27 protein-coding genes and 1 pseudogene are annotated in these 24176 nt (G+C 40.0%); 22 read left to right on the top strand and 6 right to left on the bottom strand.

Going from position 1 to position 24176, the window contains the following annotated elements; translation table 11 throughout:
• Nucleotides 1-83 precede the first annotated feature (83 nt).
• Together patD and RMX89_RS09895 are read left to right on the top strand one after the other, a co-directional pair.
• Nucleotides 84-437 (top strand): heterocyst frequency control protein PatD, encoded by a 354-nt coding sequence (gene patD / locus RMX89_RS09900; protein WP_322688806.1) that lies wholly within the window; start codon nt 84-86, stop codon nt 435-437.
• A gap of 256 nt (nt 438-693) precedes the next feature.
• Nucleotides 694-912, top strand: coding sequence for a hypothetical protein (locus tag RMX89_RS09895; protein WP_322688805.1), 219 nt, complete (start codon nt 694-696; stop codon nt 910-912).
• 131 nt (nt 913-1043) lie between these two features.
• Here RMX89_RS09895 and RMX89_RS09890 read toward each other — a convergent pair whose 3' ends face one another.
• From RMX89_RS09890 to RMX89_RS09875, 4 genes are all read right to left on the bottom strand, one after another.
• Nucleotides 1044-1565, bottom strand: coding sequence for a hypothetical protein (locus RMX89_RS09890; RefSeq protein WP_322688804.1), 522 nt, complete (start codon nt 1563-1565; stop codon nt 1044-1046).
• A gap of 18 nt (nt 1566-1583) precedes the next feature.
• The gene (locus tag RMX89_RS09885) at nt 1584-1928 is read right to left on the bottom strand and encodes a hypothetical protein (protein WP_322688803.1); all 345 of its coding nucleotides are present in this window, start codon (nt 1926-1928) and stop codon (nt 1584-1586) included.
• 28 nt (nt 1929-1956) lie between these two features.
• Nucleotides 1957-2397 carry a hypothetical protein gene (locus tag RMX89_RS09880; protein ID WP_322688802.1) on the bottom strand — a complete coding sequence of 147 codons (441 nt, stop codon included), beginning with the start codon at nt 2395-2397 and terminating at the stop codon, nt 1957-1959.
• A gap of 187 nt (nt 2398-2584) precedes the next feature.
• Complete coding sequence (locus RMX89_RS09875) at nt 2585-3181, bottom strand: TetR/AcrR family transcriptional regulator (protein WP_322688801.1); 597 nt, start codon at nt 3179-3181, stop codon at nt 2585-2587.
• Nucleotides 3182-3457: 276 nt separating this feature from the next.
• Here RMX89_RS09875 and RMX89_RS09870 point away from each other — a divergent pair, with 276 nt between their 5' ends.
• The 16 genes and pseudogenes from RMX89_RS09870 (at nt 3458) to RMX89_RS09795 (ending at nt 18505) form a co-directional block, all read left to right on the top strand.
• Nucleotides 3458-5047: a DHA2 family efflux MFS transporter permease subunit gene (locus tag RMX89_RS09870; protein ID WP_322688800.1), complete on the top strand. Its 1590-nt coding sequence runs from the start codon at nt 3458-3460 to the stop codon at nt 5045-5047.
• Between the two features lie 614 nt (nt 5048-5661).
• Nucleotides 5662-6387 carry a phosphoadenosine phosphosulfate reductase gene (gene cysH / locus RMX89_RS09865; protein WP_322673599.1) on the top strand — a complete coding sequence of 242 codons (726 nt, stop codon included), beginning with the start codon at nt 5662-5664 and terminating at the stop codon, nt 6385-6387.
• 129 nt (nt 6388-6516) lie between these two features.
• Complete coding sequence (locus RMX89_RS09860) at nt 6517-7770, top strand: exonuclease SbcCD subunit D (RefSeq protein ID WP_322688799.1); 1254 nt, start codon at nt 6517-6519, stop codon at nt 7768-7770.
• 139 nt (nt 7771-7909) lie between these two features.
• Complete coding sequence (locus RMX89_RS09855) at nt 7910-8539, top strand: restriction endonuclease subunit R (protein ID WP_322688798.1); 630 nt, start codon at nt 7910-7912, stop codon at nt 8537-8539.
• 152 nt (nt 8540-8691) lie between these two features.
• Nucleotides 8692-8967, top strand: coding sequence for a hypothetical protein (locus RMX89_RS09850; RefSeq protein ID WP_322688797.1), 276 nt, complete (start codon nt 8692-8694; stop codon nt 8965-8967).
• A gap of 11 nt (nt 8968-8978) precedes the next feature.
• Nucleotides 8979-9431: pseudogene (locus RMX89_RS09845) on the top strand (type II toxin-antitoxin system VapC family toxin).
• Nucleotides 9432-9498: 67 nt separating this feature from the next.
• The gene (locus RMX89_RS09840; RefSeq protein ID WP_322688796.1) at nt 9499-9714 is read left to right on the top strand and encodes a type II toxin-antitoxin system HicB family antitoxin; all 216 of its coding nucleotides are present in this window, start codon (nt 9499-9501) and stop codon (nt 9712-9714) included.
• A gap of 288 nt (nt 9715-10002) precedes the next feature.
• Complete coding sequence (locus tag RMX89_RS09835; protein ID WP_322688795.1) at nt 10003-11160, top strand: sulfate ABC transporter substrate-binding protein; 1158 nt, start codon at nt 10003-10005, stop codon at nt 11158-11160.
• A gap of 88 nt (nt 11161-11248) precedes the next feature.
• Nucleotides 11249-12250, top strand: coding sequence for a PstS family phosphate ABC transporter substrate-binding protein (locus RMX89_RS09830; RefSeq protein ID WP_322688794.1), 1002 nt, complete (start codon nt 11249-11251; stop codon nt 12248-12250).
• A gap of 49 nt (nt 12251-12299) precedes the next feature.
• Nucleotides 12300-13241, top strand: a complete 942-nt coding sequence (gene pstC, locus RMX89_RS09825) for a phosphate ABC transporter permease subunit PstC (RefSeq protein ID WP_322688793.1) — start codon at nt 12300-12302, stop codon at nt 13239-13241.
• A gap of 6 nt (nt 13242-13247) precedes the next feature.
• Nucleotides 13248-14147, top strand: a complete 900-nt coding sequence (pstA, locus tag RMX89_RS09820; RefSeq protein WP_322673591.1) for a phosphate ABC transporter permease PstA — start codon at nt 13248-13250, stop codon at nt 14145-14147.
• Nucleotides 14148-14198: 51 nt separating this feature from the next.
• Nucleotides 14199-15026 (top strand): phosphate ABC transporter ATP-binding protein PstB, encoded by an 828-nt coding sequence (pstB, locus tag RMX89_RS09815; protein ID WP_322688792.1) that lies wholly within the window; start codon nt 14199-14201, stop codon nt 15024-15026.
• A gap of 261 nt (nt 15027-15287) precedes the next feature.
• Nucleotides 15288-15512, top strand: coding sequence for a hypothetical protein (locus RMX89_RS09810; protein WP_322683526.1), 225 nt, complete (start codon nt 15288-15290; stop codon nt 15510-15512).
• On the top strand, nt 15481-15762 hold the full coding sequence (locus RMX89_RS09805) for a type II toxin-antitoxin system RelE family toxin (RefSeq protein ID WP_322688791.1): 282 nt from the start codon (nt 15481-15483) through the stop codon (nt 15760-15762). The genes RMX89_RS09810 and RMX89_RS09805 overlap by 32 nt, the downstream gene beginning before the upstream one ends.
• A gap of 115 nt (nt 15763-15877) precedes the next feature.
• Entirely contained in the window at nt 15878-16303 is a 426-nt protein-coding gene (locus RMX89_RS09800; RefSeq protein WP_322673587.1) for a hypothetical protein, read from the top strand.
• 81 nt (nt 16304-16384) lie between these two features.
• A complete protein-coding gene (locus RMX89_RS09795; RefSeq protein WP_322688790.1) occupies nt 16385-18505 on the top strand; it encodes a single-stranded-DNA-specific exonuclease RecJ in 2121 nt (706 codons plus the stop codon).
• 78 nt (nt 18506-18583) lie between these two features.
• Here the strand turns inward: RMX89_RS09795 and psb30 are convergent, their stop codons facing one another.
• Complete coding sequence (gene psb30, locus RMX89_RS09790) at nt 18584-18727, bottom strand: photosystem II reaction center protein Ycf12/Psb30 (RefSeq protein ID WP_069068686.1); 144 nt, start codon at nt 18725-18727, stop codon at nt 18584-18586.
• Nucleotides 18728-19119: 392 nt separating this feature from the next.
• Between psb30 and RMX89_RS09785 the strand changes: the two genes are divergently transcribed.
• The 3 genes from RMX89_RS09785 (at nt 19120) to RMX89_RS09775 (ending at nt 20389) form a co-directional block, all read left to right on the top strand.
• Nucleotides 19120-19470, top strand: coding sequence for a YkgJ family cysteine cluster protein (locus tag RMX89_RS09785; protein ID WP_322688789.1), 351 nt, complete (start codon nt 19120-19122; stop codon nt 19468-19470).
• Between the two features lie 100 nt (nt 19471-19570).
• Nucleotides 19571-20002, top strand: coding sequence for a TMEM165/GDT1 family protein (locus tag RMX89_RS09780; RefSeq protein ID WP_322673584.1), 432 nt, complete (start codon nt 19571-19573; stop codon nt 20000-20002).
• An 84-nt stretch (nt 20003-20086) separates the two neighbouring features.
• Nucleotides 20087-20389 (top strand): TMEM165/GDT1 family protein, encoded by a 303-nt coding sequence (locus RMX89_RS09775; RefSeq protein ID WP_322688788.1) that lies wholly within the window; start codon nt 20087-20089, stop codon nt 20387-20389.
• 172 nt (nt 20390-20561) lie between these two features.
• On the opposite strand, the gene RMX89_RS09770 is transcribed toward RMX89_RS09775, so the two are convergent.
• Nucleotides 20562-21488 (bottom strand): cobalamin-binding protein, encoded by a 927-nt coding sequence (locus tag RMX89_RS09770; protein ID WP_322673582.1) that lies wholly within the window; start codon nt 21486-21488, stop codon nt 20562-20564.
• Between the two features lie 448 nt (nt 21489-21936).
• Here RMX89_RS09770 and RMX89_RS09765 point away from each other — a divergent pair, with 448 nt between their 5' ends.
• Nucleotides 21937-24165, top strand: a complete 2229-nt coding sequence (locus RMX89_RS09765; protein ID WP_322688787.1) for an ATP-binding protein — start codon at nt 21937-21939, stop codon at nt 24163-24165.
• Nucleotides 24166-24176 lie beyond the last annotated feature (11 nt).

Here is a 24176-nt window from a genome sequence, read left to right as displayed (position 1 = left end):
GCTTTTAGTGCTGATAAGTCTTTAAGAAAGTTTATTGTAGAAGAAAAATTACTTGACATTAATACTATCTTAACTAGCACTGGATGTCTTTAAACCGTGAGAAATATCTGGCATTCGTAACTTTGTTAGAGCAATTACGCTCCGATGCCACAACTACCCAAATCGCTGCGCCAGAACTGCGGCAGCGTGTAGCCACGTTGCAGCAATTTTTCGGGCAACAGATTGTGCCTTTGGCTGATGAAAACTGGCGAGTGCAGTCTTATCAAACGGAGATGAGCAAGCAATTGCGCCTGTTGGAAATAGATGTGATGTTTTTGCAAGGAGCGCGGCAAGCATCTACTGTACAAACGAGACTTCAAACGATTAGCGATCGCTTGACAACTCTCATTCAATACTGTGATGCGATTCTGCAACCAGAAGTGGAAGGAGAAAAATAACAATTGTTCACCTTTTTCTCTAATTTATCCATCATCTCATTTATGACCGATGATGAAAAGTTATTTTTGCAACAAGTTGGAATTGGGAAATTGGGCATTGGGCATAGATCAATCAATAACAGTTCTTCTCCCCCTGCTTCCCTTGCTCCCTCATCTCCTCATACATGTTTCAAGGCAACCCCAAATATTACCGTATTATAGACAGCATTAGAAACTTTGAGCAGATGCTTGACTGACAACGCGCTACGCCAAAGACATGGCTTCTGGTGATAGAGTACTGATTTGGAAATCTGAGGATAAGGCGGGGATTTATGCGATTGCAGAGATTATCGAGTCCCCCAAGATTATCACTAACCCCCCTGAGATTGGCTATTGTATTGATACCAGTCGCGTTAGTATTAAACCTTGCGCCAAGAATTCGCTTTCCCAGCAAGTTGGCAGAAAAGCCCCTGCTACGCGAAGACCTCAAGCTTGATTCTGTGCTAAAGACTTTGATGGTAGTTCGTCAGTCCAACTGTACAAACTATAAGGTGACACAACAAGAGTGGCAGCGTGTACATGAATTGAAAGGATAACGACACAGTTTAAAAGGTATATATAATAATGCTATTTTTTCTTAAACTCAGCATTAAAATGGCCACTTCCGTGGCTGTAACAAGAGATATCTAATAAATTTATATTTTCTCCTATAAGTCCACTAAAAGTAACACTAGCTTTTATAGGTACATTTGTTGACATGTCATTTATTATACCATACCTACCCTTTTTAGATCCAAAACTAGCTTGAGAGGCAACTAGTTCATTACCTGTATCATCTATTATTCTTGTTTTACCCACTACAATCTGAAGTCTTCTTTTTTCCAGTTTGTTCTCTACTGCTAATTCACAGTTAGTTACATTATATCCACCTGGTTTACATCCTATCAGTTCAAACACAAATCCTTCCACCTCAAGAAGTTTAGGATTATTTTCCTTTGTAGTTTTTATTTGAGAAACGATTTTACCTAACGTTGCGAGAGAATTTTTGTTATTGAAATTAGGAGACAGTATTTGATATTTATCAAAAAATGGATGCGTAAAGCTTACTAAGCTAGGAATCAAAGAAAAAATCAATGCACTTTTGAACATTTTTTCCCTTTCTATTTATTACCTTTCTATCGTTAAATTTTCAAAAGTTGGATATGAACGCGGTAGTTTTTCATCTGAAATCAATGATTCCTTTCTTATTGGTGATCTATCTACCACAAAAGGGTCTTGCGTATTTTTAATCGAACCTCTTGATGACGATGAAGATGGAGTATCTTGGAGGATATTTATAGTTCCTCCATTCTGATTGTTAATTATTACTCCTCCTTCATTCGTACAAACAGCACCATAAGCTAAATTACTTTTAGGACAATTAATACTTCTTTGCTGTGCATAGGCGATACCAGTCAGAGAAAATAGGAGTAGTGATGAAAAAGTAAAAATCATACTTCCCTTTTTTTTCATTTTTGCTACTCCTATCTTTACCTTATAGTTAGAAATTATTCGTCACACTGCCATTATTCGTACACAAAGAACCTCTATCCAGTTTTGCACTAGGACAGTTTTCATTATAAGTTTCAGTGTTAATTTGTCGTCCATTTATCTTGTTATTATTGCGATTCTCAGTATAATTTGTAGTGTTAACTTGTCGCTCACGCACATTGTTTATAGTGCGGTTATCATCGCGCCCCACAATGTTACTGTTTGGAGCTTCTACTTTTCCTGGGCTATTATTACCACTTGTACTAGCATTAATCGCCGTGCTATTTTCACTGACTGTAGTAACAGTATCGTTTACAGGTTGCTCAACCTGACTAGATTGCTGAGTATTGCCATTAAAAACATTTACAGTAAAAACAAGTGCGCCAGTCGAAAGAGCAATACTACCAATCCCAATCAAGCGACTAATTAACTTACCCGACTGTTTAGCCATTACGATGGATACCTTATGCTTATGGATGATTAAGCAGAAAATTACATACTTAAGTACAGTATATTATATATTTTGTAAACTCTATTTAATAACTTTCACGAGATAAAAATTTACGGCACGATATTTTTAGGTGTCTATCTTGTATGAAGAAATATCATCTCAAGACACCCAAAGTCAACACCCTACCCTATGTCCAATTCCCAATACCTTTGAGCAGAAGATTGATGGTGCGGCGCATGTATGCTTCCACTGGCTCGGCTGTGGGTTTGAAGATCAGTGCATAATATAGTGACCCGCTCACAAGGTCGATAATTAGGTCTACGTCTGCATTATTGTGAATTTCGCCTCTGGACTTGGCACGTTTAAGTATTTTAGAAAAGGCTTCACGTCTGAGTTTTGTATATTTTGTCCAGTAAACCTCGGCAAACTGAGGATTGCTAGAGGCTGTACTAACAATCAGTGCAAGTGTCTGACGACCAAGGGGACTATCTATTTTTTTGGCGGCATTCTTAATCAGGATATCCATGTCTCCCCAAAAGCTGCCGGTATCGGGGATCGCTAAATCATCTCTGAGACTTTCGATCGCGTCTGCAACTAGTTCTTCTTTGGAAGTATAACGCCGATAGATGGTTGTTTTACCAACTCCAGCACGAGAAGCGATCGCTTCTATACTCATGCTTTCATATCCTACCTCTGCAAGCAGATCCAAAGTTGCTTGCAGAATCGCTTGGTCGGCGTGGATGCTGCGTGGGCGTCCAGAGGTGCTGTTGATTTGCTTACTCATAAAAATATCATCCCCAAGCAATATCTTTTTGGTCATTTACTCCACTGTTGGGCATAGAACATCGCTTCTGGGAAACAAATAAGCTTTATAACCCAATTCTCACGCACTAAAACAGCAGCAATGACCATCCATCTTTAGCATAGGTATTTCTGCCACTTTTCAGAAAAAACTCTCTTGACCGTTTTTATATGATACGCTACCGTAGCGTATATATACAATACTTAATTTTAGCTTTGGCATTGCTTGACATCTCCCAAATATTATTTGTGCTAAATAATGGCTATCAACATTAAAGGTTCTAGTTTTGACCAATTTGGTTATGTCCACGGGCCATTGAAGTGGGCGATCGCATTTACGGCTTCTCTTGGTGCAATATTAGAAGTAATTGATACTAGTATTGTTAACGTCGCTCTCACTGATATCCAAGCTACCTTGGGTGCAACTGTCAGTGAAGTGGGTTGGGTAGTTAGCGGATATGCGATCGCTAACGTCGTCTTAATTCCCTTATCTGCATGGTTGGGAGATTACTTTGGGCGTAAAACCTACTTTATCTTCTCGCTAGTTGGTTTTACGATTTCCTCTATTTTATGTGGGCTGTCCTTCAATCTACCGATGTTGATTGCGGCTCGAATTCTCCAAGGTTTATGCGGTGGCGGATTGCTAGCGAAAGCCCAAGCGATTTTATTTGAGACTTTTCCCCCAGCTGAACAAGGTTTGGCCCAAGCAGTTTTTGGCGTGGGTGTAATTGCTGGGCCAGCAATTGGCCCAACCTTAGGAGGATTTTTAGTAGATGGTTTAGGCTGGCGCTGGATTTTCTTTGTCAACATTCCCTTTGGGATCGTTGCAGTTCTGATGTCTTTGGCGTTTTTGCCAAAAAATAAAGATAAGAGCGATACAAAGAACCAAGCTGTTGATTGGTGGGGAATTGGCTTTTTAATCGTGGCCGTGGGTAGCATACAAACTGTATTAGAAGAAGGGGAAACAGACGATTGGTTTTCCTCTAGTTTCATCGTTTCTCTGACTATCCTCGGTATTATCGGCTTGGGGTTGTTTATTTGGCGAGAACTGAAAACAGATCACCCGGCTGTGGATTTGAGAGTTTTGCGTCACCGTTCTTTAGCTGCGGGAAGCGTTCTTTCAGCAGTGGTGGGTATGGGGCTTTATGGCGCACTGTTTGCTGTGCCGATATTTGCTCAGAGCGTGCTGCAATTTACGGCTACACAAACAGGACTATTATTAGCACCTGGGGCTTTAGCGTCTGCGATCGGGATGGTTTTATTAGGCAAGCTGACTAGTATAGTTGATGCCCGATTTTTAATTGCGATCGGCGCTGTCGGCTCATCTGGAGTCATGTTTCAACTAGCAGCAATTACCCCACAAAGCGGCACAGACGATTTATTTTGGCCATTGGTATGGCGCGGAGCTTTTACTGTATTTATGTTTCTCCCTTTGAGTTTGGCAGTTTTAGGCCCGCTACCTAAACAAGATGTTTCTGCTGGTTCTGGTTTCTACAACCTTACCCGACAACTAGGTGGCAGTATCGGCATTGCCCTACTTACTACTCTGCTTGACCGACGACAGGTTTTTCATCGAGCTATGCTGTTAGCAAAACTTAGCCCTTATGACCCAGAAACCAGTCAGCGTCTCGACTTGCTCAACGGGGCACTCCAAGGTCAAGGTATGGATGCGGCAACAGCACAACAACAAGCACTAGCTTTATTGAGTCAAACAGTAGATATTCAAGCTGCGGTTTTATCTTACGCAGATTGCTTTCGAGTCGTAGGGATAGGGTTTCTTTGCTCATTACCTCTGTTGCTATTTCTGGGTAAAGGCGGTGCAGGAGCGAAAGCGCCAGTCGGGCACTAAGGTAAAGGAAATAAGGAAATAGCGATCGCATCCCTATTCTAAATTTTCTGAGTGCAAAACTACGTAATAACACGGCTTTTGGATTATTTTCTGCCGAAAGTGATAGCAGAAAATTAATACACACCGATCGATCTGGATGAAAAAAGTAAAAGTCCCACTCAGTTTTGAGCGGGACTATATGAAGTCTTATTTCTAAAATGAGAAATCTTAAATCTTAGAAAAAGTTCATGATTGTAATAACCCCAACGCTGGTTAACATCATTAAAGCGCCCATAATTATAGACTGACCTAATGGATTGCTGAATTTTGCGTTGTTCATTTAAGTAAAATCCCTTTTATTAATAGTTCCTTAACCATATCAAAATCAGTATAAATATCTATAAAACTAATGCAAAACTTAAATTACCGTAAAGTTTCTTAATAATAACTATTGCAAATACTTTTGTATAATTTATAACAAGCATTTAGCGTAATTATTTTCTTGTCCTATTCTCCATTTTCAAAATGTAGTACTTTCCGCCCAAAATAATTACCTTATCTCCGAGCGGAATACGCGTCTTGATGCAGTAAGATCGATATTAATCAAGGTAGAAATATTTGAATAGAAGATTATCATGACAGTCTCCACGGCATCTAGAAACCAAGCGATCGCTTTTGACTTAGAAAAATTAAATGAGCAATTTGAAACTGCCACACCCAAAGACATACTGGCATGGTCTATAGAGAATATCCCAACGGGGCTGGTGCAAACAAGCGCCTTTAACGTGGATGACATGATAATTACCCATATTCTTTACAGCGAACTGAAGCATCCCGTTCCTGTGATCTTTCTCGACACTTTGCACCACTTCCCTGAAAGCCTAGAATTAGTTGCCAAAGCCAAACAAATCTATAATCTGGATTTGCAAACTTTCAAAACTCCAGATGTAGACACCCGCGAAGCCTTTGAAGCGAAATACGGCGACAAACTTTGGGACACGGATATTGCCCAATTCCACAATATTACAAAAATTGAACCATTATTACGGGGTTTAGACGAACTCAACAGCGTTGCTTGGATTACCGGACGCCGCCGTGACCAAGCAGTAACCCGTGCAAATATGCCCATATTTGAATTTGATAATAAAGGTCGGCTGAAAGTAAATCCCATAGCTACTTGGACACGCCAAGATAGTTGGGTTTACGTAGCTGAACATGGAGTCATCTACAACCCCCTCCACGACCAAGGTTATCCCAGCATCGGCGACCAACCCATCACCACCAAAGTAGGCGAAGGCGAAGACGAACGCGCCGGACGCTGGCGGGGAAGTGATAAAACAGAATGTGGAATTCATATTTAGTCATTGGTCATTTGTCATTAGTCATTAGTCATTGGTCAAAAATGACAAAGGACAAACGGTTAAGGACTCATTTAGTCATTTGTAATTAGTATTAGACAAAGGACAAATGACTAAGAACAAAGGACAAATATGATTAAAATCCTCCATCTCTCCGATATCCACATGGGAAGCGGCTTTTCCCACGGACGAATTAATCCAGAAACGGGATTAAATACACGGTTGGAGGATTTTGTCAATACTCTATCTATATGTATTGACCGAGCGCTGACAGATGCCGTTGATATGGTGATATTTGGTGGCGATGCTTTCCCGGATGCTACACCACCGCCTTATGTACAACAAGCGTTTGCTAGCCAGTTTCGCCGTCTGATGGATGCCAATATTCCGACAGTGCTGTTGGTTGGCAACCACGACCAACATTCCCAAGGGCAGGGAGGGGCGAGTTTAAATATTTACCGCACTTTGGGAGTGCCAGGGTTTGTTGTTGGTGATACATTAACTACGCACTGTATCGAAACCTGTAATGGCAAAGTGCAAGTAATCACCCTGCCTTGGCTGACTCGTTCGACTTTGATGACTCGCCAAGAGACTGAAGGTTTATCTTTGGCGGAAGTCAACCAACTATTAACGGAACGTCTGCGAGTTGTTTTAGAAGGGGAAGTTCGCCGTCTTGACCCAGATGTACCTACTATCCTTTTGGCTCACTTGATGGCTGACAATGCTAGCTTGGGTGCCGAAAGATTTTTGGCGGTGGGTAAAGGCTTTACTCTGCCCTTATCTTTGCTGACGCGACCTTGTTTTGATTATGTAGCATTGGGACACGTCCACCGCCACCAAAATCTGAATAAATCTAACAACCCGCCGGTGATTTATCCAGGGAGTATTGAGCGGGTAGATTTTAGTGAAGAAAAAGAAGACAAAGGCTATGTGATGATAGAACTAGAGCGGGGAAGCGCTGAGTGGGAATTTTGTCCTTTGACAGTTCGGACTTTCCGCACCATTGAGGTAGATGTCTCAAAAGCAGACGATCCGCAAGCGGTGTTAATGAAAGCGATCGCCAAGTATGATATTCAAGATGCTGTAGTGCGGCTAATTTACAAACTCCGCTCCGAACAGATGGATTTAATTGACAGTTCTTCTCTACATACTGCTTTAAGTCCCGCTCATACCTACACCATTCAAGCAGAATTAGTCAGTCAATTAGCTAGACCCCGAATTCCTGAATTGAGTGCGAGTAGTAGCATCGACCCAATGGAAGCTTTAAAAACTTACTTGAATAACCGCGAAGACCTTAAAGATATCGCAACTTCAATGATGGATGCAGCACAAAAGTTGCTAGCAGATGAAGTGGAAGTTTGGCTGGAAGCAGCAACTAATGAGTAGGATAAAATAATTCGTAATTCGTAATTCGTAATTAACAATTTTTATAGAATAACGAACTCTTCTAGGCGCGGAGGGCACGGAGAAATCAGAGTTATAGAGGTATTTTGTGTAAGCCCTATTTTTCACTCTCCAAAATATTATGACGCAAACAATCCCAGCAAAGGCCATCGACTTACGTTATTTAATTGATAACTTTGGTATTGAGTTAGTTTTGGATGGCTCATTCTTTTGGGAATGGCAAGAAGATTTACCAGAAATTAATGATTTAGATAAACAACTTTTAGATAAGGTAAAAACGGGTTATTTTAATCTTATTAATTACCCACCTTTACTAGAAGATGTAGTCAGAATGGCAGTTGTAGACCCATTGCTTTTTATTGGGGATTTTTATCTAGCTCCGTATTATGTAAAATCAGAAGAATCTATAGATATTGCTGTGCCAGATGAAGATGTAATTATCAAAGGTAGAATAGATACCTTAGTTTTAAAAGAGCAATTTTGGCTAATGATTATTGAGTCTAAAAGAGCTTCGTTTTCAGTCGAACAAGGACTCGCACAAATTCTTGCTTATCTGTTAGGAAATCGAGATAATGATAAACTTAGTTTTGGTATGATTGCTACGGGAAGCGAGTTTATTTTCGTTAAATTAGTGAAAGGAAATCCACCACGTTATGCTTTATCAAAGGGTTTTTTGATGCGTAACCCTGGAAATGAATTGTACGACGTGCTACGTATATTGAAACGCCTGACTCAGTTGGTGGGTGCTTAAACCCGATCGCCCTGATCGTATATTCTCACAACAAGGGCGATGTCTGGCGACCAATAGCTACGCGTCTACGCTACATCAGTTAATCAGTTAAGATTAAGTAATGAGAAAATATCTAAAATTTGAATAGTAAAGATTACAGGAGTAAGCATATAATGCAAATTAGAGGAATCAAACGCGGCCAAACTATTGAATTATTAGAGCAAATTCACAGTATTCCTGATGGGGCAGAAATAATCGTTAATCTAGAACTACCTGCTACTGAACCTGTACTAGCAAAACTAGACTTAACAGATGAACAGAAACTAGCAAAATTGAATCAATTATTTGGAGTTTGGCAAGACCAAACAGAGTTGATAGATATCTTTGCTGAAATTAACCAGCAGCGTCATACTTACCAAGGAAGGGTAATAAATTCAATAGAAAAATAGAATAAAGACTAATGTATCTCTTAGATACTAACATTTGTATTGCACTGCTTAACGGTAATTCCAAAGTAGTACCTGTATTCAATCGCTATTTCAGCCAATGCTATCTATCTACAATAGTAGTTTCAGAACTTTACAAAGGTGTTTACTGTTCTAAACAAGTTGAAAAAAATTTATAAACACTAGCACAACTAACTGAACTATTACCTATTGAGCCATTTGATATAGATGCTGCCAGACAATTTGGTAAAATCCAAAGTGAATTGAGGCAAATTAGTAGACCAACAGGAGAAGTAGATGCACTAATTGCTGCTGTTGTCCGTTCTCGTAATGATATTTTGGTTACAAACAATATCAAAGATTTTGAAAATATACCTAATTTGCAATTAGAGAACTGGTTAGAGTCGCAAAAAAGCTGTATGAGTATTTTTACAAGTGAGCGATCGCCCGATCGTATATTCTCATAACAGGGGCGATCGCTCTTTCAATAATGAGAGAATAATTAATATAGTATAAATTCAGAAAAGAAGAGTGATGAAGCGAGAGTTTAATGTAATTCTCGAACGAGATGCTGATGGCTACTTTGTTGCTTCCGTCCCTAATCTTCCTGGTTGTCATACGCAAGCCCAAACTTTAGATGAGTTAATGGAGCGGATTAGAGAAGCGATTGAACTTTGTTTAGAATTTGAGGAAGAACAGCACGATTCAGTGGACTTTGTTGGTATTCAACGAGTCGCAGTTGAGATATGAGTCAATTCCCAAGTGTCAAAATAAAATCGAGCCTTCATTATTGTTTTGTATTAATAATTACATATTTTTAGCAAATATTATGTATGCAATCAGATTGTTTTGCTATCCAGCAAAAAAACTGTCTTCTAAAATGCCTTGGTAAATCAGATTTATTTACTAGTTTTGATCGTTAATTGCTCATTGAGTAAAAAAAAATTAATCCAGATGATAAATATTATTCTATATACCCTATAATTCTCATAATCACGGTATCCGTGTAGAAATACCGTAGATTTAGGGGTGATTCTAATGAGCAAGTCGCAGCAATCGACACAATTAAGTAAATTTCTAAGTCAAGGGATGCAGGCTTATGTCATCAAAGCTTTGCAGAGTATACAACTCCGGTATCAACACGCAATTAAAAGTTGGTTGAATGGACGCAGTGTACAAAGCTTTGTGAGTCTGTTTTTAACAAGTATTTTTTTGAGTATAGCAGTTGCCTCTTGTTCTGGAAGCAGTTCAGCTAGCAAAAATGATGTTAAGCTAAAACTTGTATCTTTCTCTGTTACCAAAGCCGCTCATGACCAAATAATTCCCAAGTTTATCGAAAAGTGGAAGCAAGAACACAACCAAAACGTCACATTTGAGCAAAGTTATGGAGGTTCTGGCGCTCAAGCGGCTGCTGTCATTAACGGTTCGCAAGAAGCAGATATAGTACACTTAGCACTTCCTCTCGATGTCAGCAAAATTCAACAAGCAGGTTTGATTAAATCAGGTTGGGAAACCGAAGCTCCGAGAAATGGTATTGTTAGTAAATCGGTTGCTGCGATCGTCACCCGTGAAGGCAATCCAAAAGGTATCAATACTTGGGCAGACTTAGCAAAAGATGGCGTGAAAGTGATTGCCGCCAACCCAAAAACTTCTGGTATTGCTATCTGGGAATTCTTGGCTTTCTGGGGTTCGGTGAGTCTAACAGGTGGTGATGAAGCCACAGCGCTAGATTATGTCACCAAAGTTTATAAGAATATCCCGACTCTAACAAAAGATGCCCGTGAGGCTAGCAATTTATTCTTCCAAAAAGGTGAGGGAGATGTTTTAATTAACTACGAAAATGAGGTAATTTTGGCAGGACAAAATGGGACGAAGTTGCCTTATGTTGTACCTCAAGTCAATATTTCTATTGATAATCCTGTGGCGGTAGTTGATAAAAACGTCGATAAACACAGTACAAGAGAAGTTGCACAAGCATTTGTTGATTTTCTTTATTCTACAGAAGCTCAACGGGAATTTGCTAAATTACAATATCGTCCTGTTAATCCCACCGTTAGCCAAGAAGTAGCATCACAACATCCGCCAATTAAAACTTTATTCACATCTCAAGATTTGGGTGGCTGGGATATTATTCAGAAAAAGTTTTTTGGAGATGGAGCAATTTTTGACAAAGTGCAAGCTGCAAATAAAGCATGATATGTATTTTTTAATGCAGCATTTTTTATTTGCAGATAGTCAAGCATAAGCAGCAATTTACAGTCATTTTACTGAAATTAATAATTTTATGAGCTTTCGTAGCCGATTTAAGGATAGCTTTTTCCTAACATCTTTAATGCTTATTGCCAGCAGTATCAGTGGTTGTAACGGTGGGCAAGAATTGAAAAGTCAAGTGAGTATTGATGGTGCAGCTGTAGGCTTTCCGATTTCTTTAGCAGTTGCAGAAGAATACGGTAAAGTTAAACCTGAGGCTCAAGTTAGCGTTGCCTCAAGTGGCACTGGTGGTGGTTTCAGTAAATTTTGTAATGGCGATATTGATATCGCTGGTGCTTCTCGAACCATTAGAGATGAAGAAATCAAAAAATGTAAAAGTAAGAATATTGAATTTGTCGAGTTGCCTGTAGCTTTAGATGGCATCGCCGTAATTACCAACCGTAAAAATAATTTTGCCAAATGTCTAACTATTAAGGAACTGGGTAAGATTTGGGGCGGCAAATCAGACGGCAAAATATTAGCATGGAATCAAGTTAATCCCAAGTTTCCTAACGAAAAGCTAAAGCTATATGCTCCATCTTCTGATACGGGAACATTCGATTATATGACTCAAGCTGTGACTGGCAAAGCCAAGAATGGCCGTACAGACTACACTGCCACTCAAAATCAAAACCTTCTCGTACAAGGAGTGTCAGGTGATGTAACAGCCCTGGGTTATGTTGGGATATCTTACTACATTCAAAATCAAGAAAAACTGAATCTAGTTGCTGTAGAAAGTCTTGCTGGAAAGTGTGAAAAACCAGTTCCGGTGGATAATGTAATTAAAAATATCTATACACCTTTGTCTCGTCCTCTGTTCATCTATGTCAGCAAAAAATCTTTAGATACTAAGCCAGCAGTCAAAGAATTTGTAGATTTTTATCTAGAAAATTCTTGGAAGTGGGTAGATAGTGTAGGTTATGTAGCATTACCTGATGAAGCTTACCTCAAAGTCAAACAAAAATTTGCTACTGGTGAAACTGGGACAAAGTTTAAAAAAGCAAAACCAGGTGAACCGATCACAAACTTTATTTAAATAAAGTCTCAGGCATAGTAGTTTAATTTTAGTGAGAAGTTAATTGTTTATGCAAAATACTAATTCTCAAGATGGTCTTTATCTACAATCCAGACAGTCTCTGGATAAAAATCCATCTGAAGATATATCTGAAAAGATTGTTGCGGTAATTTTATTTGCTTGTGCTTTAGTTTCGGTTTTGACTACTTTTGGTATTGTCGTAATTATTTTTCAGGAGACATTCAGTTTTTTCCAAGAAGTTTCCTTTGCCAAATTCTTTCTTGATACTAAATGGACACCTCTATTTGCAGAGAAACATTTTGGCATTTGGCCCTTAATTAATGGCACTTTTTTAACTACAGCTATTGCAATGGCGGTTGCTATTCCTTTAGGTTTATCTTCTGCGATTTATTTAAGTGAGTATGCTCAACCCAAAGTAGCAGCTATTTTACGTCCGGCAGTGGAACTTTTGGCAGGAGTACCTACAGTAGTATATGGTTACTTTGCCCTGTTGTTCCTAACACCATTACTGCGAAATGTTATCCCTCTGGAAATATTCAACGCTTTGAGTGCGGGATTAATGATGGGGATAATGATTACTCCTACCGTTGGTTCTATCAGCTTAGATGCTATCCGAGCAGTTCCGCGTTCTTTGCGAGAAGGATCTTATGCTTTAGGTATCACTAAACTGGAAACCATTTTTAAAGTAGTTCTACCAGCCGCGCTTTCTGGAATCATAGCCTCGATTATTTTGGGTATTTCTCGAGCTGTGGGTGAAACTATGACTGTCCTCATCGCCGCCGGACAGCAACCAAGACTAACTGTCAACTTTGCGGAATCAGTAGAAACAATGACAGCCTACATGGCACAAATTTCTGGTGGAGATAGTCCGCGCGGTAGCCTCAATTTCAAAACATTATATGCTGTAGGCGCTGTTTTATTTCTACTTACCCTTGCTTTGAATATTGTGAGTTTCTGGATTGCTAATCGCTTTAAAGAAAAATACGACTAAATAGATATGGCTACAAGTTATCAACAAGATGATTCTCTCGATTCTGCGGCAGAATTTACCGATAATGTTGAAAGTAGAGAGACATTAGGGAAAGTATTTGAAGTACTTTTTTTGTTAGGATTGCTGATTGGTTTATTTGTCCTAGCGTTGCTACTTTTTGATATTTTGAAAGACGGATTAGGCAGATTTTTATCACCCGGCTTTCTCACGGAAACTCCTTCTCGTTTTCCTGACCAAGGTGGCATCCGCCCTGCAATTATCAGCAGTATTCTTTTAGGGTTGGTTGTGATTTTAGTTACTGTCCCCATTGGTGTTGGAGCAGCTTTATATCTAGAAGAGTATGCACCTAAAGCTTGGTGGACAGCGATTATTGAGATTAATATCAGTAATCTGGCGGGTGTACCTTCTATCGTCTATGGATTGCTGGGTTTAGGGGTTTTCAATTATTTGCTTGGGTTTGGCCCTGCTTTGATTTCCGGTGCATTGACTTTATCTTTGTTGTCTTTACCAGTAATTATTGTGACGGCTAGAGAAGCAATTCGCGCTGTTCCAGATTCTCTGAGAAATGCTTCTTATGGATTAGGTGTCACAAAATGGCGAACTATTAGTAATCATGTCATACCTTATGCTGTTCCCGGTATTCTGACGGGGGTGATTATCTCTGTATCTCGCGCTATAGGTGATGCAGCTTCTCTGATTGTTGTAGGTGCTGTGGGTTTTCTCACCTTTAACCCTGGTTTGTTTCAGAGATTTATGGCATTACCCATTCAAATTTACAGTTATATAACTCGTCCCGAACCGGGTTTTGCTAGTGCAGCAGCAGCCACAATTATTGCGTTGTTAATTTTGATTTTAGCTTTAAATGGTGTTGCAATTTATATTCGACAACGCTTCTCAATAAATTAGGTAATTAAATATCTAATTTGGATAGATTCATAGATATTGGAGTTCAACCAAATGACTTATAGCAATAGTAGAAGTAAATCAGATAGTGCCACAATTGACCAAGATAATGGTGTATTCAATGTTGAAGGTGTGAAGGTGTATTACGGTGGATTTCTGGCACTTTTAGATGTCTACTTAAAGATTCCTGATAAACAAATTATTGCTTTTATTGGGCCTTCAGGATGTGGTAAAAGTACTCTTCTGCGTTGCTTCAATCGGATGAATGATTTAATCCCTGGAGCTAAAGTTGAGGGTAGACTGAATTATCGCGATCGCAATATTTACGATCCTAAGATAAATTCTGTAAAATTACGCCGCCAAGTCGGAATGGTTTTTCAAAGACCGAATCCTTTCCCCAAGTCAATATACGAAAATATTTCCTTTGGGCCGCGTGCTAACGGTTATAAAGGTAACATCGATGAATTAGTGGAAGATTCTCTCAGACGTGCTGCTATCTGGAATGAAGTCAAGGATAAACTCAAAGAGAAGGGTACTGCATTATCTGGCGGACAACAGCAACGACTTTGTATTGCGCGTGCGATCGCGATGAAGCCAGATGTATTATTGATGGATGAACCATGTTCTGCTCTCGACCCAATTTCTAGTCGCCAAGTAGAAGAACTCTGCTTAGAACTCAAGGAGCAATACACCATCATCATGGTGACACACAATATGCAGCAAGCTTCTAGAGTCGCAGATTTCACGGCTTTCTTCAATACAGAAATTGACGAGCATGGCAAACGTCGCGGAAAGTTAGTTGAGTTTAATCCGACAGCCCAAATGTTCAGTTCTCCTCAAACCAAAGAAGCTGAAGATTATATCAGTGGACGGTTTGGTTAAAGAGACATTACAGCAGAAAGGGAAAGGTAAAAGCCAAGTTCAATTCTGAGTAACTATTATTCCTTTGCTTTTTAACCTTTTCCCTTTCATCTAAATCGAGTCAACTCAATGTCCCTTTAAAAAATACTTCTATCTACTAAAATTTATACCTTGAAAGAAATCCTCCAACTTTTGCAGTTTGTTTTTTCGTATAAGTTCCCTGCCACTAAAAGCTGAGACTAGGTAATATATATACATATAACTATAAAAAAAAGACCTACAGTGGAAATTCAAGAATTAAAAGCATTGATTAAAGAAACTATGCGTGAAGTTCTACAAGAAGAAAGACTTCGACTCTGCCAAATTCTTATTCCTTACATAAGTGATGATGAGCAACGCGAACTTGAAGCCGAATTTGGTATACCTTCAGATGATCCTGAGGATGAAGTAATCGATATGACCGATTGGGTAAGATATGGCAATAAAGTTTCGCAAAAAAGCGATTAAATTTTTAGAAAAAGCAAGTCCCGAAGATGTCGAAAATATTCGGGAGCAAATAAAGCGAATTATTATTGCTGTCGAAGACCAAGGCATTATCCCGTTTACAGAATTAGATATCAAAAAGATGAAAGGTGATTGGGAGGGATTTTACAGACTACGTATAGGTAAAAACAGAATTATTTTTACAGTTGATATTGATTCGAGAGACATCGAAATTTACGCTATTGGTGCGAGAGGAGATGCTTATAAAAAATAATTCGTAATTAGTAATTTAATAACTGGGAATTACCAAAGTAATTTTGGAAAATATACTGAGGTTTAATAGTACTAAATTGAAGTAATATTTCAGTTTAGTACTTATACTGTGTATTATGTTTAAGCCTCTGTCATTTGCTTTAGTTGCAGCTACAATTCTAGTTGCATCAATCAATAATCCCAATGCTACTTTAGCTCGAACTTGTGCCTCTAAGTGTGGGTCGCACCCAATTCAGTTTACACCTGGGCAACACATCCGAGTTGAAGTTGTAAATAGCACACCTAACCCGATCAAAATTCAAAAACCCTCCGAGACTGATGCAATATCCTTGAGTCCAGGGCAGAAATTAAACTTAGGACAAATAGAAGGTACAGAACCAAATACATCTTTGATATTTTGGAGCGAAACAGGTTTATCACTACAAGCGATTGTCTCTAAACTTAACTTTGGTACATTGCGCCTGGAACTCCGTCCGACTTGGCGCTCTCCTGGCGATCGCTCGTTATATATTATGGATGATGGCAGAATAAACGTGTTTTAGATAGCAAATAATGTTATTAGTTATGAGTTAAGAAAAAATTTTAAATTCAACACTCCTAACTAATAACTCCTGACTTGTATTGTGCTACACCGACCTGTATCTGAGCTATCAAAACCTAGCAAGCGTTTACCCGATCAGCGCTGGCAAATTTATCCACAAAAATCAGAATTTGCCCAAAATCTGGCGTTTTTGACAAATCTTTCACCCATTATCAGCCAGTTATTAATTAATCGGGGGATCGAAACACCAGAACAGGTACAAGCATTTTTAAATCCAGAGTCTTTAGTTTTGCCTTCGCCGTTAGAAGATTTCCCTGATTTGGCGATTAGTTTAGAGTTGTTGGAAAATGCGATCGCTTCTCAAACAAAAATTGCTATTTGTGGTGACTACGATGCTGATGGGATGACTAGTACTGCTCTACTTTTGCGTAGTCTCCGCACTTTAGGCGCACAAGTAGATTATGCTATCCCCAGCCGGATGCACGAAGGTTATGGTATTAATAAACGCATAGTTGAAGAATTCCACAGCGAAGGTGTGGGATTAATTCTGACTGTAGATAATGGTATCTCTGCGTTTGAACCAGTTGCCAGAGCTAAAGAACTTGGTCTTGCAGTAATTATCACCGATCACCACGATATCCCCCAAAAATTACCACCAGCTAACGCTATCCTCAACCCCAAATTAATAGCCGAATCCTCACCTTATCGGGGTGTTGCTGGTGTTGGTGTTGCTTACATTTTGGCAGTTTCTCTAGCACAACAGCTAGGTCAGGCTAAGGGCTTGATCCAGCCGATGCTAGCACTATTTACACTGGGAACGATCGCAGATTTAGCCCCCTTAACTGGTGTAAATCGTCGTTGGGTGAAACGTGGTTTACAGCATTTACCCAAATCCCACTTACCTGGAATACAGGCGTTGATTCAGGTAGGCGGCGTGCAGGCGAGAGATGAGGGAGCAGGGGAGCAGGGGAGCAGGGGAGCAGAGGAGAAAATTGCCAATCCAAAATCCAAAATTCAAAATCCCAAATCCCTGAAGCCTGAAGATATCGGGTTTCGCTTGGGCCCGCGCATTAATGCTATTGGTCGGATTGGTAATCCCCAGACTGTGATTGAATTGCTGACTACAGATGATATGGGGGTGGCGCTGGAAAGAGCAATGCAATGCGAACAAGTCAACGCCTCTCGCCAAGAGATGTGTCAGCAAATTGAACAAGAAGCGATCGCTTATGTAGAGACGGAATTTGTTACGTCTCTACAAAAAGACCGTGTATTAATTGTTGTTCAACCCAATTGGCATCATGGCGTTATTGGGATTGTCGCCTCTCGTTTGGTAGAACGCTACGGTGTTCCTGTGTTTATCGGTACTTATGAAGATGAGGGACATATACGCGGTTCTGCACGCTCAATTCCAGAGTTTCATGTGTTTGAAGCTTTAGAATATTGTCACGATTTACTAGGCAAATTTGGCGGACACAAGGCCGCCGGGGGATTCTCTTTACCAGCAGAAAATTTAGAGATGGTGCGATCGCGTTTGATTGAGTTTGCTAACCAGTGTCTTGAACCCCAACATCTCAAGCCTCTGCTAAAAATTGATGCCGAAGTCAACCTCAACCATCTCAATCAACAGCTTTATCAACAGCTTAATGCTCTACATCCCTGCGGTATGGACAACCCCGATCCAGTTTTCTGGACACCTAATATTCAAGTGGTTGAGCAAAAAATCGTTGGTAAGGGTCACATCAAACTGACCGTTGCCCAAACTATAGATAATCAGGAGTATAAAATCAAAGCGATCGCTTGGCGTTGGGGCGACTACTTCCGTTTACCACCGCGAGTGGATATCGCTTACAAATTGCGAGAAAATTACTTTAACGGTAACACTAGCATTGAGCTAGAGTTAATCGGAGTCAGACTGCCAATTCCGATTCAACAATTTTTTGCTTCGCCACCTATCCAGTCAAGCACCACATTTGAATACAACCAGCGACAATATACTTGTGGTTTCTATAAAAACGGTATTGAAGCAGAATTAAGAATTAGAAATTCTGAAGGTAAAGTCTTAGCCATCCAGCCAGGACATATAATTGGTTTGCTGGGCACTAATCGTCAAAACGCTAAAGAAGTTAATATTTCTCAACCACAGTACGACAATATTATCCAAGCTGCCCTTCAGGCGTTATCAGTACTGAGTGCTGAGTTATGAGTTATGAGTTATGAATTCTTAATTAACTTCTCACTCCTAACTCTTAACTGTTAACTCCTTAGTCAGCACTCAGCACTCTTATAGGTTGCCGTTGCGAAATGCCAGCACAAAGATTACTGCTGGGCCAGCAATCACGATGAGCGCCACGGACAACAATTGGAAAATAACTTCCCAATTGATACTAGTAAAAGCGTTAAACAAGTCAGACACAGCGTCAAACATTTTTCCTTTTCTCCTGCCAATAGTCTTAAAAAATTCAATAACTTAAATTAGAAAACCCGAAATCGATCATATATGGCTATGGACTGTTAGATTTAATTTACTTAACAAAATTATAAGAAAAGATATAAAAACGTAAAATAGGGGGATTGGGCATTGGGGACTGGGGGGACTAGTTCGGTTAAGGCAAGAGACGCGATGAATCGCCTTCTCTACAATAATCAGTCTTTCATTTTGATAGCGATTTATTGCGTCTTTGCGATCTCAAATTTTCATCAAAAAACCTTAACCGAACCGTATTGGCTCCCAATCCCCAATCCCCATTACCCCTTATCCCCAGAGGGGGCCCCACCTTCCCCAATCCCCAATCCCCAGTCCCCAATCCCTAATCCAAAATGTCAACTTGGCAATGTGTAAAGCAATGTGGAGCCTGCTGTAATCTCGATCCAGCAGAGCGTCCAGACTTGGAAGAGTACCTCTCTCCATCAGAACTAGAACTCTACCTCAGCATGGTAGGTGAAGGGGGATGGTGCGTTAATTTCGACCATACTACGCGAGAATGTCGCATCTACCCCAATCGTCCGCGCTTCTGCCGTGTGGAATCAGAAGTGTTTCAAGATATGTATGGGATTGAACCAGAAGAAGTCAACGATTTTGCTATTGACTGCTGTCGCCAGCAAATAGAAGGAGTTTATGGCGATCGCAGTTTAGAAATACTACGCTTCGACCAAGCTGTTGGCCTTTGACATCCAACCCTGCTTTTTTTGTGTGAGATTGCAATTTATGACAAAAATCTGAGAAAATGATAGAAATATGAAAACACCCTAGCAACCAAAACTACTGCTTGTGAAACTTGATTCTGCACCTTTGGAGATTTCTGGCATATCTCACACTGAGATCGAGCTAGAACTGGAAGACAGCAATGATTTTAACTTAACTCCTGCGATCGCTCCCTTGGTTCAGCCTGTAATTGCCGATAGTCCTCAAAAGCAGCAATCAACGTTGGTAATTTTTGGTACGACTTTTGTAACCATTTTTCTAGCAGAAATTGGAGATAAAACTCAGCTATCCACTTTGTTAATGAGCGCACAATCTCATTCGCCGTGGGTGGTATTTATCGGCTCGGCGGCAGCCCTAATAACCACCAGCTTATTAGGTGTACTTTTAGGTAGTTGGATAGCCAATCGACTCAGCCCGAAAACTGTAGAAAAATCAGCCGGCGTAATGTTGTTGGTAATTTCCCTAATGCTATTTTGGGATGTATTTACTAGTTATTAGTCATTGGTCATTAGTCATTGGTCATTGGTCATTGGTCATTGGTCATTGGTCATTAGAAAAATTCCCCACTGCTCCTTAATTTATATGGATTGGCATTTATTAGGACTCAGCTTTATTACGGTTTTTTTATCAGAATTGGGTGACAAAAGTCAGCTAGCGGCGATCGCACTTTCAGGACGTTCTAATTCTCCGCGTGCAGTGTTTTTCGGTGCAGCAGGTGCATTGCTGTTGACAAGCCTGTTGGGATCGTTAGCAGGGGGTGCAGTAGCCGAATTATTACCTACACGTGTTTTAAAAGTGATCGCGGCTGTAGGATTTGCCATTCTTGCTGCACGTCTGCTGTTATTTAACAATGAACCATCGGCAGATTCTGAAAAAACACCTTGAAGAAGAATTCAGAATCCAGAATCCAGAATCTAGAAATCAGAATTAGTCTTTGTAGGCGATTGGAACGCATCAAGGTTTTAAACCAATCTCACTCAGCCTGACTTAAATTTATACTGAATTCTGACCGGAGGCGGAGCGTCTCCGGCTCCGCTCCTGAGTTCTGAATTCTTTTTTACAAACGTTCCCAAGCAGTTCCTTTGTAGCCGTATTGAAAAATTTCTGGATGCAAAATTTCTGCCAAAATTTCTAGAGAATCTACCAGTCGCGGCCCTGGACGATTGAAATAAGAATTGCCATCAGTAATGTAGACTCTACCAGTTTCGGTAGCATGTAGTTTTTCCCACTCTGGACGTTGAGTTAATAAATTGGCTTCTTTGCGAGTGCGGTTTAAATCAAAGCCACAAGGCATAAAAACAATTATGTCGGGATTAGTTGTTAATAGTGTTTCCCAAGGCAAGATCGGAGAAGGCTGACCTGTAGCGCAAAATAAAGACTGTCCTCCTGCTAAGTTAACTAATTCAGGAATCCAATTAGCGGCGATCATCAAAGGATCGATCCACTCGATACAAGCGACAGTAGGCAGTTCATCTAAAGAAAGTCCTTGGATTTTTTGCTGACAAATTTTGACGCGAGCTTCTAAATTTTCTAAGACTTTTACCGAGTCTACGCCAAAGGTGTTGCTGACTCGTTCAATGTCAGCCCAAACATCTTGGAGAATATTGGGTTGTAAAGAAATAATCTGAGGTTTACTGTCAATGAGTGTAGCAACTGCCTTTTCAACATCGTGTAAGCTAACAGCACAAACATCGCACTGGTCTTGAGTGAGAATATGGGTAGGCTGCAATTGCTCTAAAACATCTGTTTTGATTTCATAAATACTCAGAGCAGATTGCAATAACTTGTTCACGTCGTCGTGAATTTGGCTGCTGGAGGCATCACTGTTTAAACGTGCTTGGGTACAAATGGGGCGATTGAGGATTTCTGGAGGGTAATCGCATTCGTGCGATCGCCCCACAATAGCATCAACCAATCCTAGTGTCGCTAAAATCTCTGTTCCACCGGGAATCAGGGAAACAATTCTTACATCACTATCTGTCATCGCTCCACCTCCGCAAAAGCTGCCGTTACCTTAAGTTTGGCAGAATTTGAGCCATTAGGTATCTTTCTCTAGGAGAATCAAGGGTATTTTGCTAGTCAGTACTAAGCAAGAAATTGTACTAGGGATTGAGTATTGGGAAAAGTCTTTAGCACTCCCCAGTTTCAAATAAAAAATACTATACTACTTATACTACTTGATAGTAAAATTACTTAATAGTGAAATTACTAGAAATGCTAATTATCCCCTGGCAAAAATTATTGGTATGAAGTAACAGAAGTAATCAGCAAAATCTAGCTTATAACTAATTAGCCAGAATCATAAAATTTAGTTAGAAAAATTATATTTTCCGGTTATGAAAAACCATAGCAAGTAATTGTAGTTATACAAAGACAGTTCTACTTTTTCCGTAGAACTGCAAGTCCAAATTATTTCTTCTTGAGGGCAACTAATGCAGGTGGTGTCAGCTAGAAATATAACAGAGCACAACCAGGCCCAAGAGGCTTTACGAATCAGAGAAAATAGTCGGCGAAAACAAAGCCAGATGCTGGTGCAACTGGCAAGAAGCAAGACATTTCAGCAAGGTAATCTCAATGCGGTGTTGAGGGAAATTACAGAAACTGCTGCTCAGACGCTGTTAGTAGAGCGAGTTGGGGTATGGTTATATAATGAAGAACGTTCAAAAATTGAATGCATTGATTTGTATGATGTTAGGACTAAGAAGCATACCTTTGGTAACTCGCTTTTAAAAACAAATTTTCCTGTTTATTTCCAGGCTTTAGAAGGGGAACGTACTATTGCCGCAGATGATGCCAGAAACGATTCCAGAACCCAAGAATTATCCGAGTCTTATCTATCAGCTTTGGGCATCACATCTATACTAGACGCACCAATTTGGCTAGAGGGTCATTTGATAGGCGTAGTGTGTCACGAACACATAGGTGAAGGTCGCCAATGGACTTTAGAAGAAGAGAGTTTTGCTGGCTCAATTGCAGATTTTGTGACACTGGCTATAGAAGCGAGGGAGCGAAACGTCGTACAGGAAGCACTGCGACAGAGTGAGGCACAATTTCGGGCGATTTTTGAGCGTTCCTCTATCGGCATTGGCCTGATAGATATGAAAGGGCAGATAGTTGATACTAATCTGGCACTATGCGAGATTTTAGGATACAGCCGAGAAGAGTTATACGGCAAGAGCTTTACAGATTACATTTCCATAGAAAGGGAGGATTTAAAACTTTACAAACAACTGATGTCAGGAATTCGCACAGACTTAAAGAGAACTTCGAGGGATGGTTTACAACCCCCCAAACATCAGAAACAGCTTGTCGAAAGACATCGTATTGAGATAGAAAGATGCTGCCAGCATCAAAATGGTAACTTACTTTGGACTCATATCTCTGTTTCTGTTATACCAGGCAGCAATGGTAAACCTGAGTTTTTTCTAGCGATGATTGAGGATATTACTGAACGTAAACAAACAGAGTTGAAACTACGTGCCTCTCAAGAAGCAGCAGAAGCTGCCAATCGAGCAAAAACTGAATTTTTAGCAACCATGAGCCATGAGTTGCGGACACCTCTGAATGCGATTATGGGTTTGTCACAGTTATTGCAACAAGAAATAGTTGGTTCTCTAAATGAAAAGCAGAACGAATATGTAAGTTGTATATATAGTAGTGGCGAACATCTACTGGCAGTGATTAACGATATCCTTGACTTATCTAAAGTAGAAGCAGGTAAAGAGGATCTGTTATTATCATCTTTGTCAGTGGTAGATATATGTAATTATGCTATCTGGACAGTGCGCGATCGCGCCTCAGAAAAGGGATTGCAACTCACACATGAAATTGACCAAGAAGCTGATATTTGCATTGCTGATGAGCGGCGCATCAAGCAAATGTTACTCAACTTGCTCACTAATGCGATTAAATTCACCCCAGCAGGCGAAGTATCGCTGGTAGTCAAAAAAGTGCCACAAGGGATAACGTTTACAGTTTCAGATACTGGCATTGGTATAGACTCAAGTCAGTTTCAATTTTTATTTGAACCGTTTAAACAGCTTGACAGTCGGTTAAATCGGCAGTATGAAGGCACTGGTTTAGGTTTGGCTTTGACGCGGAAATTAGCGCGTTTACATGGTGGAGATGTTACCGTGACATCAACTTTAGGAAAGGGCAGTCAGTTCATTCTGTTTCTACCAAATCCAGAGCATCTGGAAAATAGGGAAGATGAGACAAATGAGATAGATAAGATAGATGAGACAGAAGAGGAAGCAAACTTTACCTCGTCCTCCTCTCCTTCAGGCATCTCCACAAATAAAACTATTTTGCTTGTAGAAGAAGAGGAAAACACAGCAACAGTATTGCAAGATTATCTCCACACAATTGGCTACCAAGTCAAGTGGATAGATAATAGTAACGACTTTTTGAAACAGGTACAAAGCTTCCAACCAGATTTAGTTTTTTTTGATTTGCAGTTAGTAAAAGATGCTCATATCTGGAATTTGCTGAATATCCTTAGAAAAGAGCCTTATCGGGAACATTTACCGATTGTGATGATGACCTTTAGCGAACCTTTAGAGGAGGAAATCGCCATACTACCAGGTAGTTTTGATGACTACCTTATCAAGCCAATTCGTATAGTTCAGCTAGAGTCAATTCTAATGAAATATTTTAGTTAATTGCTTATAAA

The sequence above is a fragment of the Nostoc sp. DedSLP04 genome (assembly GCF_034530775.1).
Classification (GTDB): Bacteria; Cyanobacteriota; Cyanobacteriia; order Cyanobacteriales; family Nostocaceae; genus Nostoc.
This window is presented reverse-complemented; position numbering and strand designations above follow the sequence as displayed.

Bases quoted from the DNA above. Each gene is read 5' to 3' on its own strand.
- RMX89_RS09775 (WP_322688788.1), top strand. From the start codon at position 20,087: ATGGATTGGCATTTATTAGGACTCAGCTTTATTACGGTTTTTTTATCA.
- psb30 (WP_069068686.1), bottom strand. From the start codon at position 18,727: ATGTTTGACGCTGTGTCTGACTTGTTTAACGCTTTTACTAGTATCAAT.
- RMX89_RS09805 (WP_322688791.1), top strand. From the start codon at position 15,481: ATGGCAATAAAGTTTCGCAAAAAAGCGATTAAATTTTTAGAAAAAGCA.
- RMX89_RS09855 (WP_322688798.1), top strand. From the start codon at position 7,910: ATGACGCAAACAATCCCAGCAAAGGCCATCGACTTACGTTATTTAATT.
- RMX89_RS09765 (WP_322688787.1), top strand. From the start codon at position 21,937: ATGCAGGTGGTGTCAGCTAGAAATATAACAGAGCACAACCAGGCCCAA.
- RMX89_RS09800 (WP_322673587.1), top strand. From the start codon at position 15,878: ATGTTTAAGCCTCTGTCATTTGCTTTAGTTGCAGCTACAATTCTAGTT.
- RMX89_RS09785 (WP_322688789.1), top strand. From the start codon at position 19,120: ATGTCAACTTGGCAATGTGTAAAGCAATGTGGAGCCTGCTGTAATCTC.
- RMX89_RS09880 (WP_322688802.1), bottom strand. From the start codon at position 2,397: ATGGCTAAACAGTCGGGTAAGTTAATTAGTCGCTTGATTGGGATTGGT.
- pstA (WP_322673591.1), top strand. From the start codon at position 13,248: ATGGCTACAAGTTATCAACAAGATGATTCTCTCGATTCTGCGGCAGAA.
- RMX89_RS09835 (WP_322688795.1), top strand. From the start codon at position 10,003: ATGAGCAAGTCGCAGCAATCGACACAATTAAGTAAATTTCTAAGTCAA.
- RMX89_RS09770 (WP_322673582.1), bottom strand. From the start codon at position 21,488: ATGACAGATAGTGATGTAAGAATTGTTTCCCTGATTCCCGGTGGAACA.
- RMX89_RS09885 (WP_322688803.1), bottom strand. From the start codon at position 1,928: ATGAAAAAAAAGGGAAGTATGATTTTTACTTTTTCATCACTACTCCTA.
- RMX89_RS09895 (WP_322688805.1), top strand. From the start codon at position 694: ATGGCTTCTGGTGATAGAGTACTGATTTGGAAATCTGAGGATAAGGCG.
- RMX89_RS09840 (WP_322688796.1), top strand. From the start codon at position 9,499: ATGAAGCGAGAGTTTAATGTAATTCTCGAACGAGATGCTGATGGCTAC.
- RMX89_RS09870 (WP_322688800.1), top strand. From the start codon at position 3,458: ATGGCTATCAACATTAAAGGTTCTAGTTTTGACCAATTTGGTTATGTC.
- patD (WP_322688806.1), top strand. From the start codon at position 84: ATGTCTTTAAACCGTGAGAAATATCTGGCATTCGTAACTTTGTTAGAG.
- RMX89_RS09830 (WP_322688794.1), top strand. From the start codon at position 11,249: ATGAGCTTTCGTAGCCGATTTAAGGATAGCTTTTTCCTAACATCTTTA.
- pstC (WP_322688793.1), top strand. From the start codon at position 12,300: ATGCAAAATACTAATTCTCAAGATGGTCTTTATCTACAATCCAGACAG.
- RMX89_RS09860 (WP_322688799.1), top strand. From the start codon at position 6,517: ATGATTAAAATCCTCCATCTCTCCGATATCCACATGGGAAGCGGCTTT.
- RMX89_RS09890 (WP_322688804.1), bottom strand. From the start codon at position 1,565: ATGTTCAAAAGTGCATTGATTTTTTCTTTGATTCCTAGCTTAGTAAGC.
- RMX89_RS09875 (WP_322688801.1), bottom strand. From the start codon at position 3,181: ATGAGTAAGCAAATCAACAGCACCTCTGGACGCCCACGCAGCATCCAC.
- pstB (WP_322688792.1), top strand. From the start codon at position 14,199: ATGACTTATAGCAATAGTAGAAGTAAATCAGATAGTGCCACAATTGAC.
- RMX89_RS09850 (WP_322688797.1), top strand. From the start codon at position 8,692: ATGCAAATTAGAGGAATCAAACGCGGCCAAACTATTGAATTATTAGAG.
- cysH (WP_322673599.1), top strand. From the start codon at position 5,662: ATGACAGTCTCCACGGCATCTAGAAACCAAGCGATCGCTTTTGACTTA.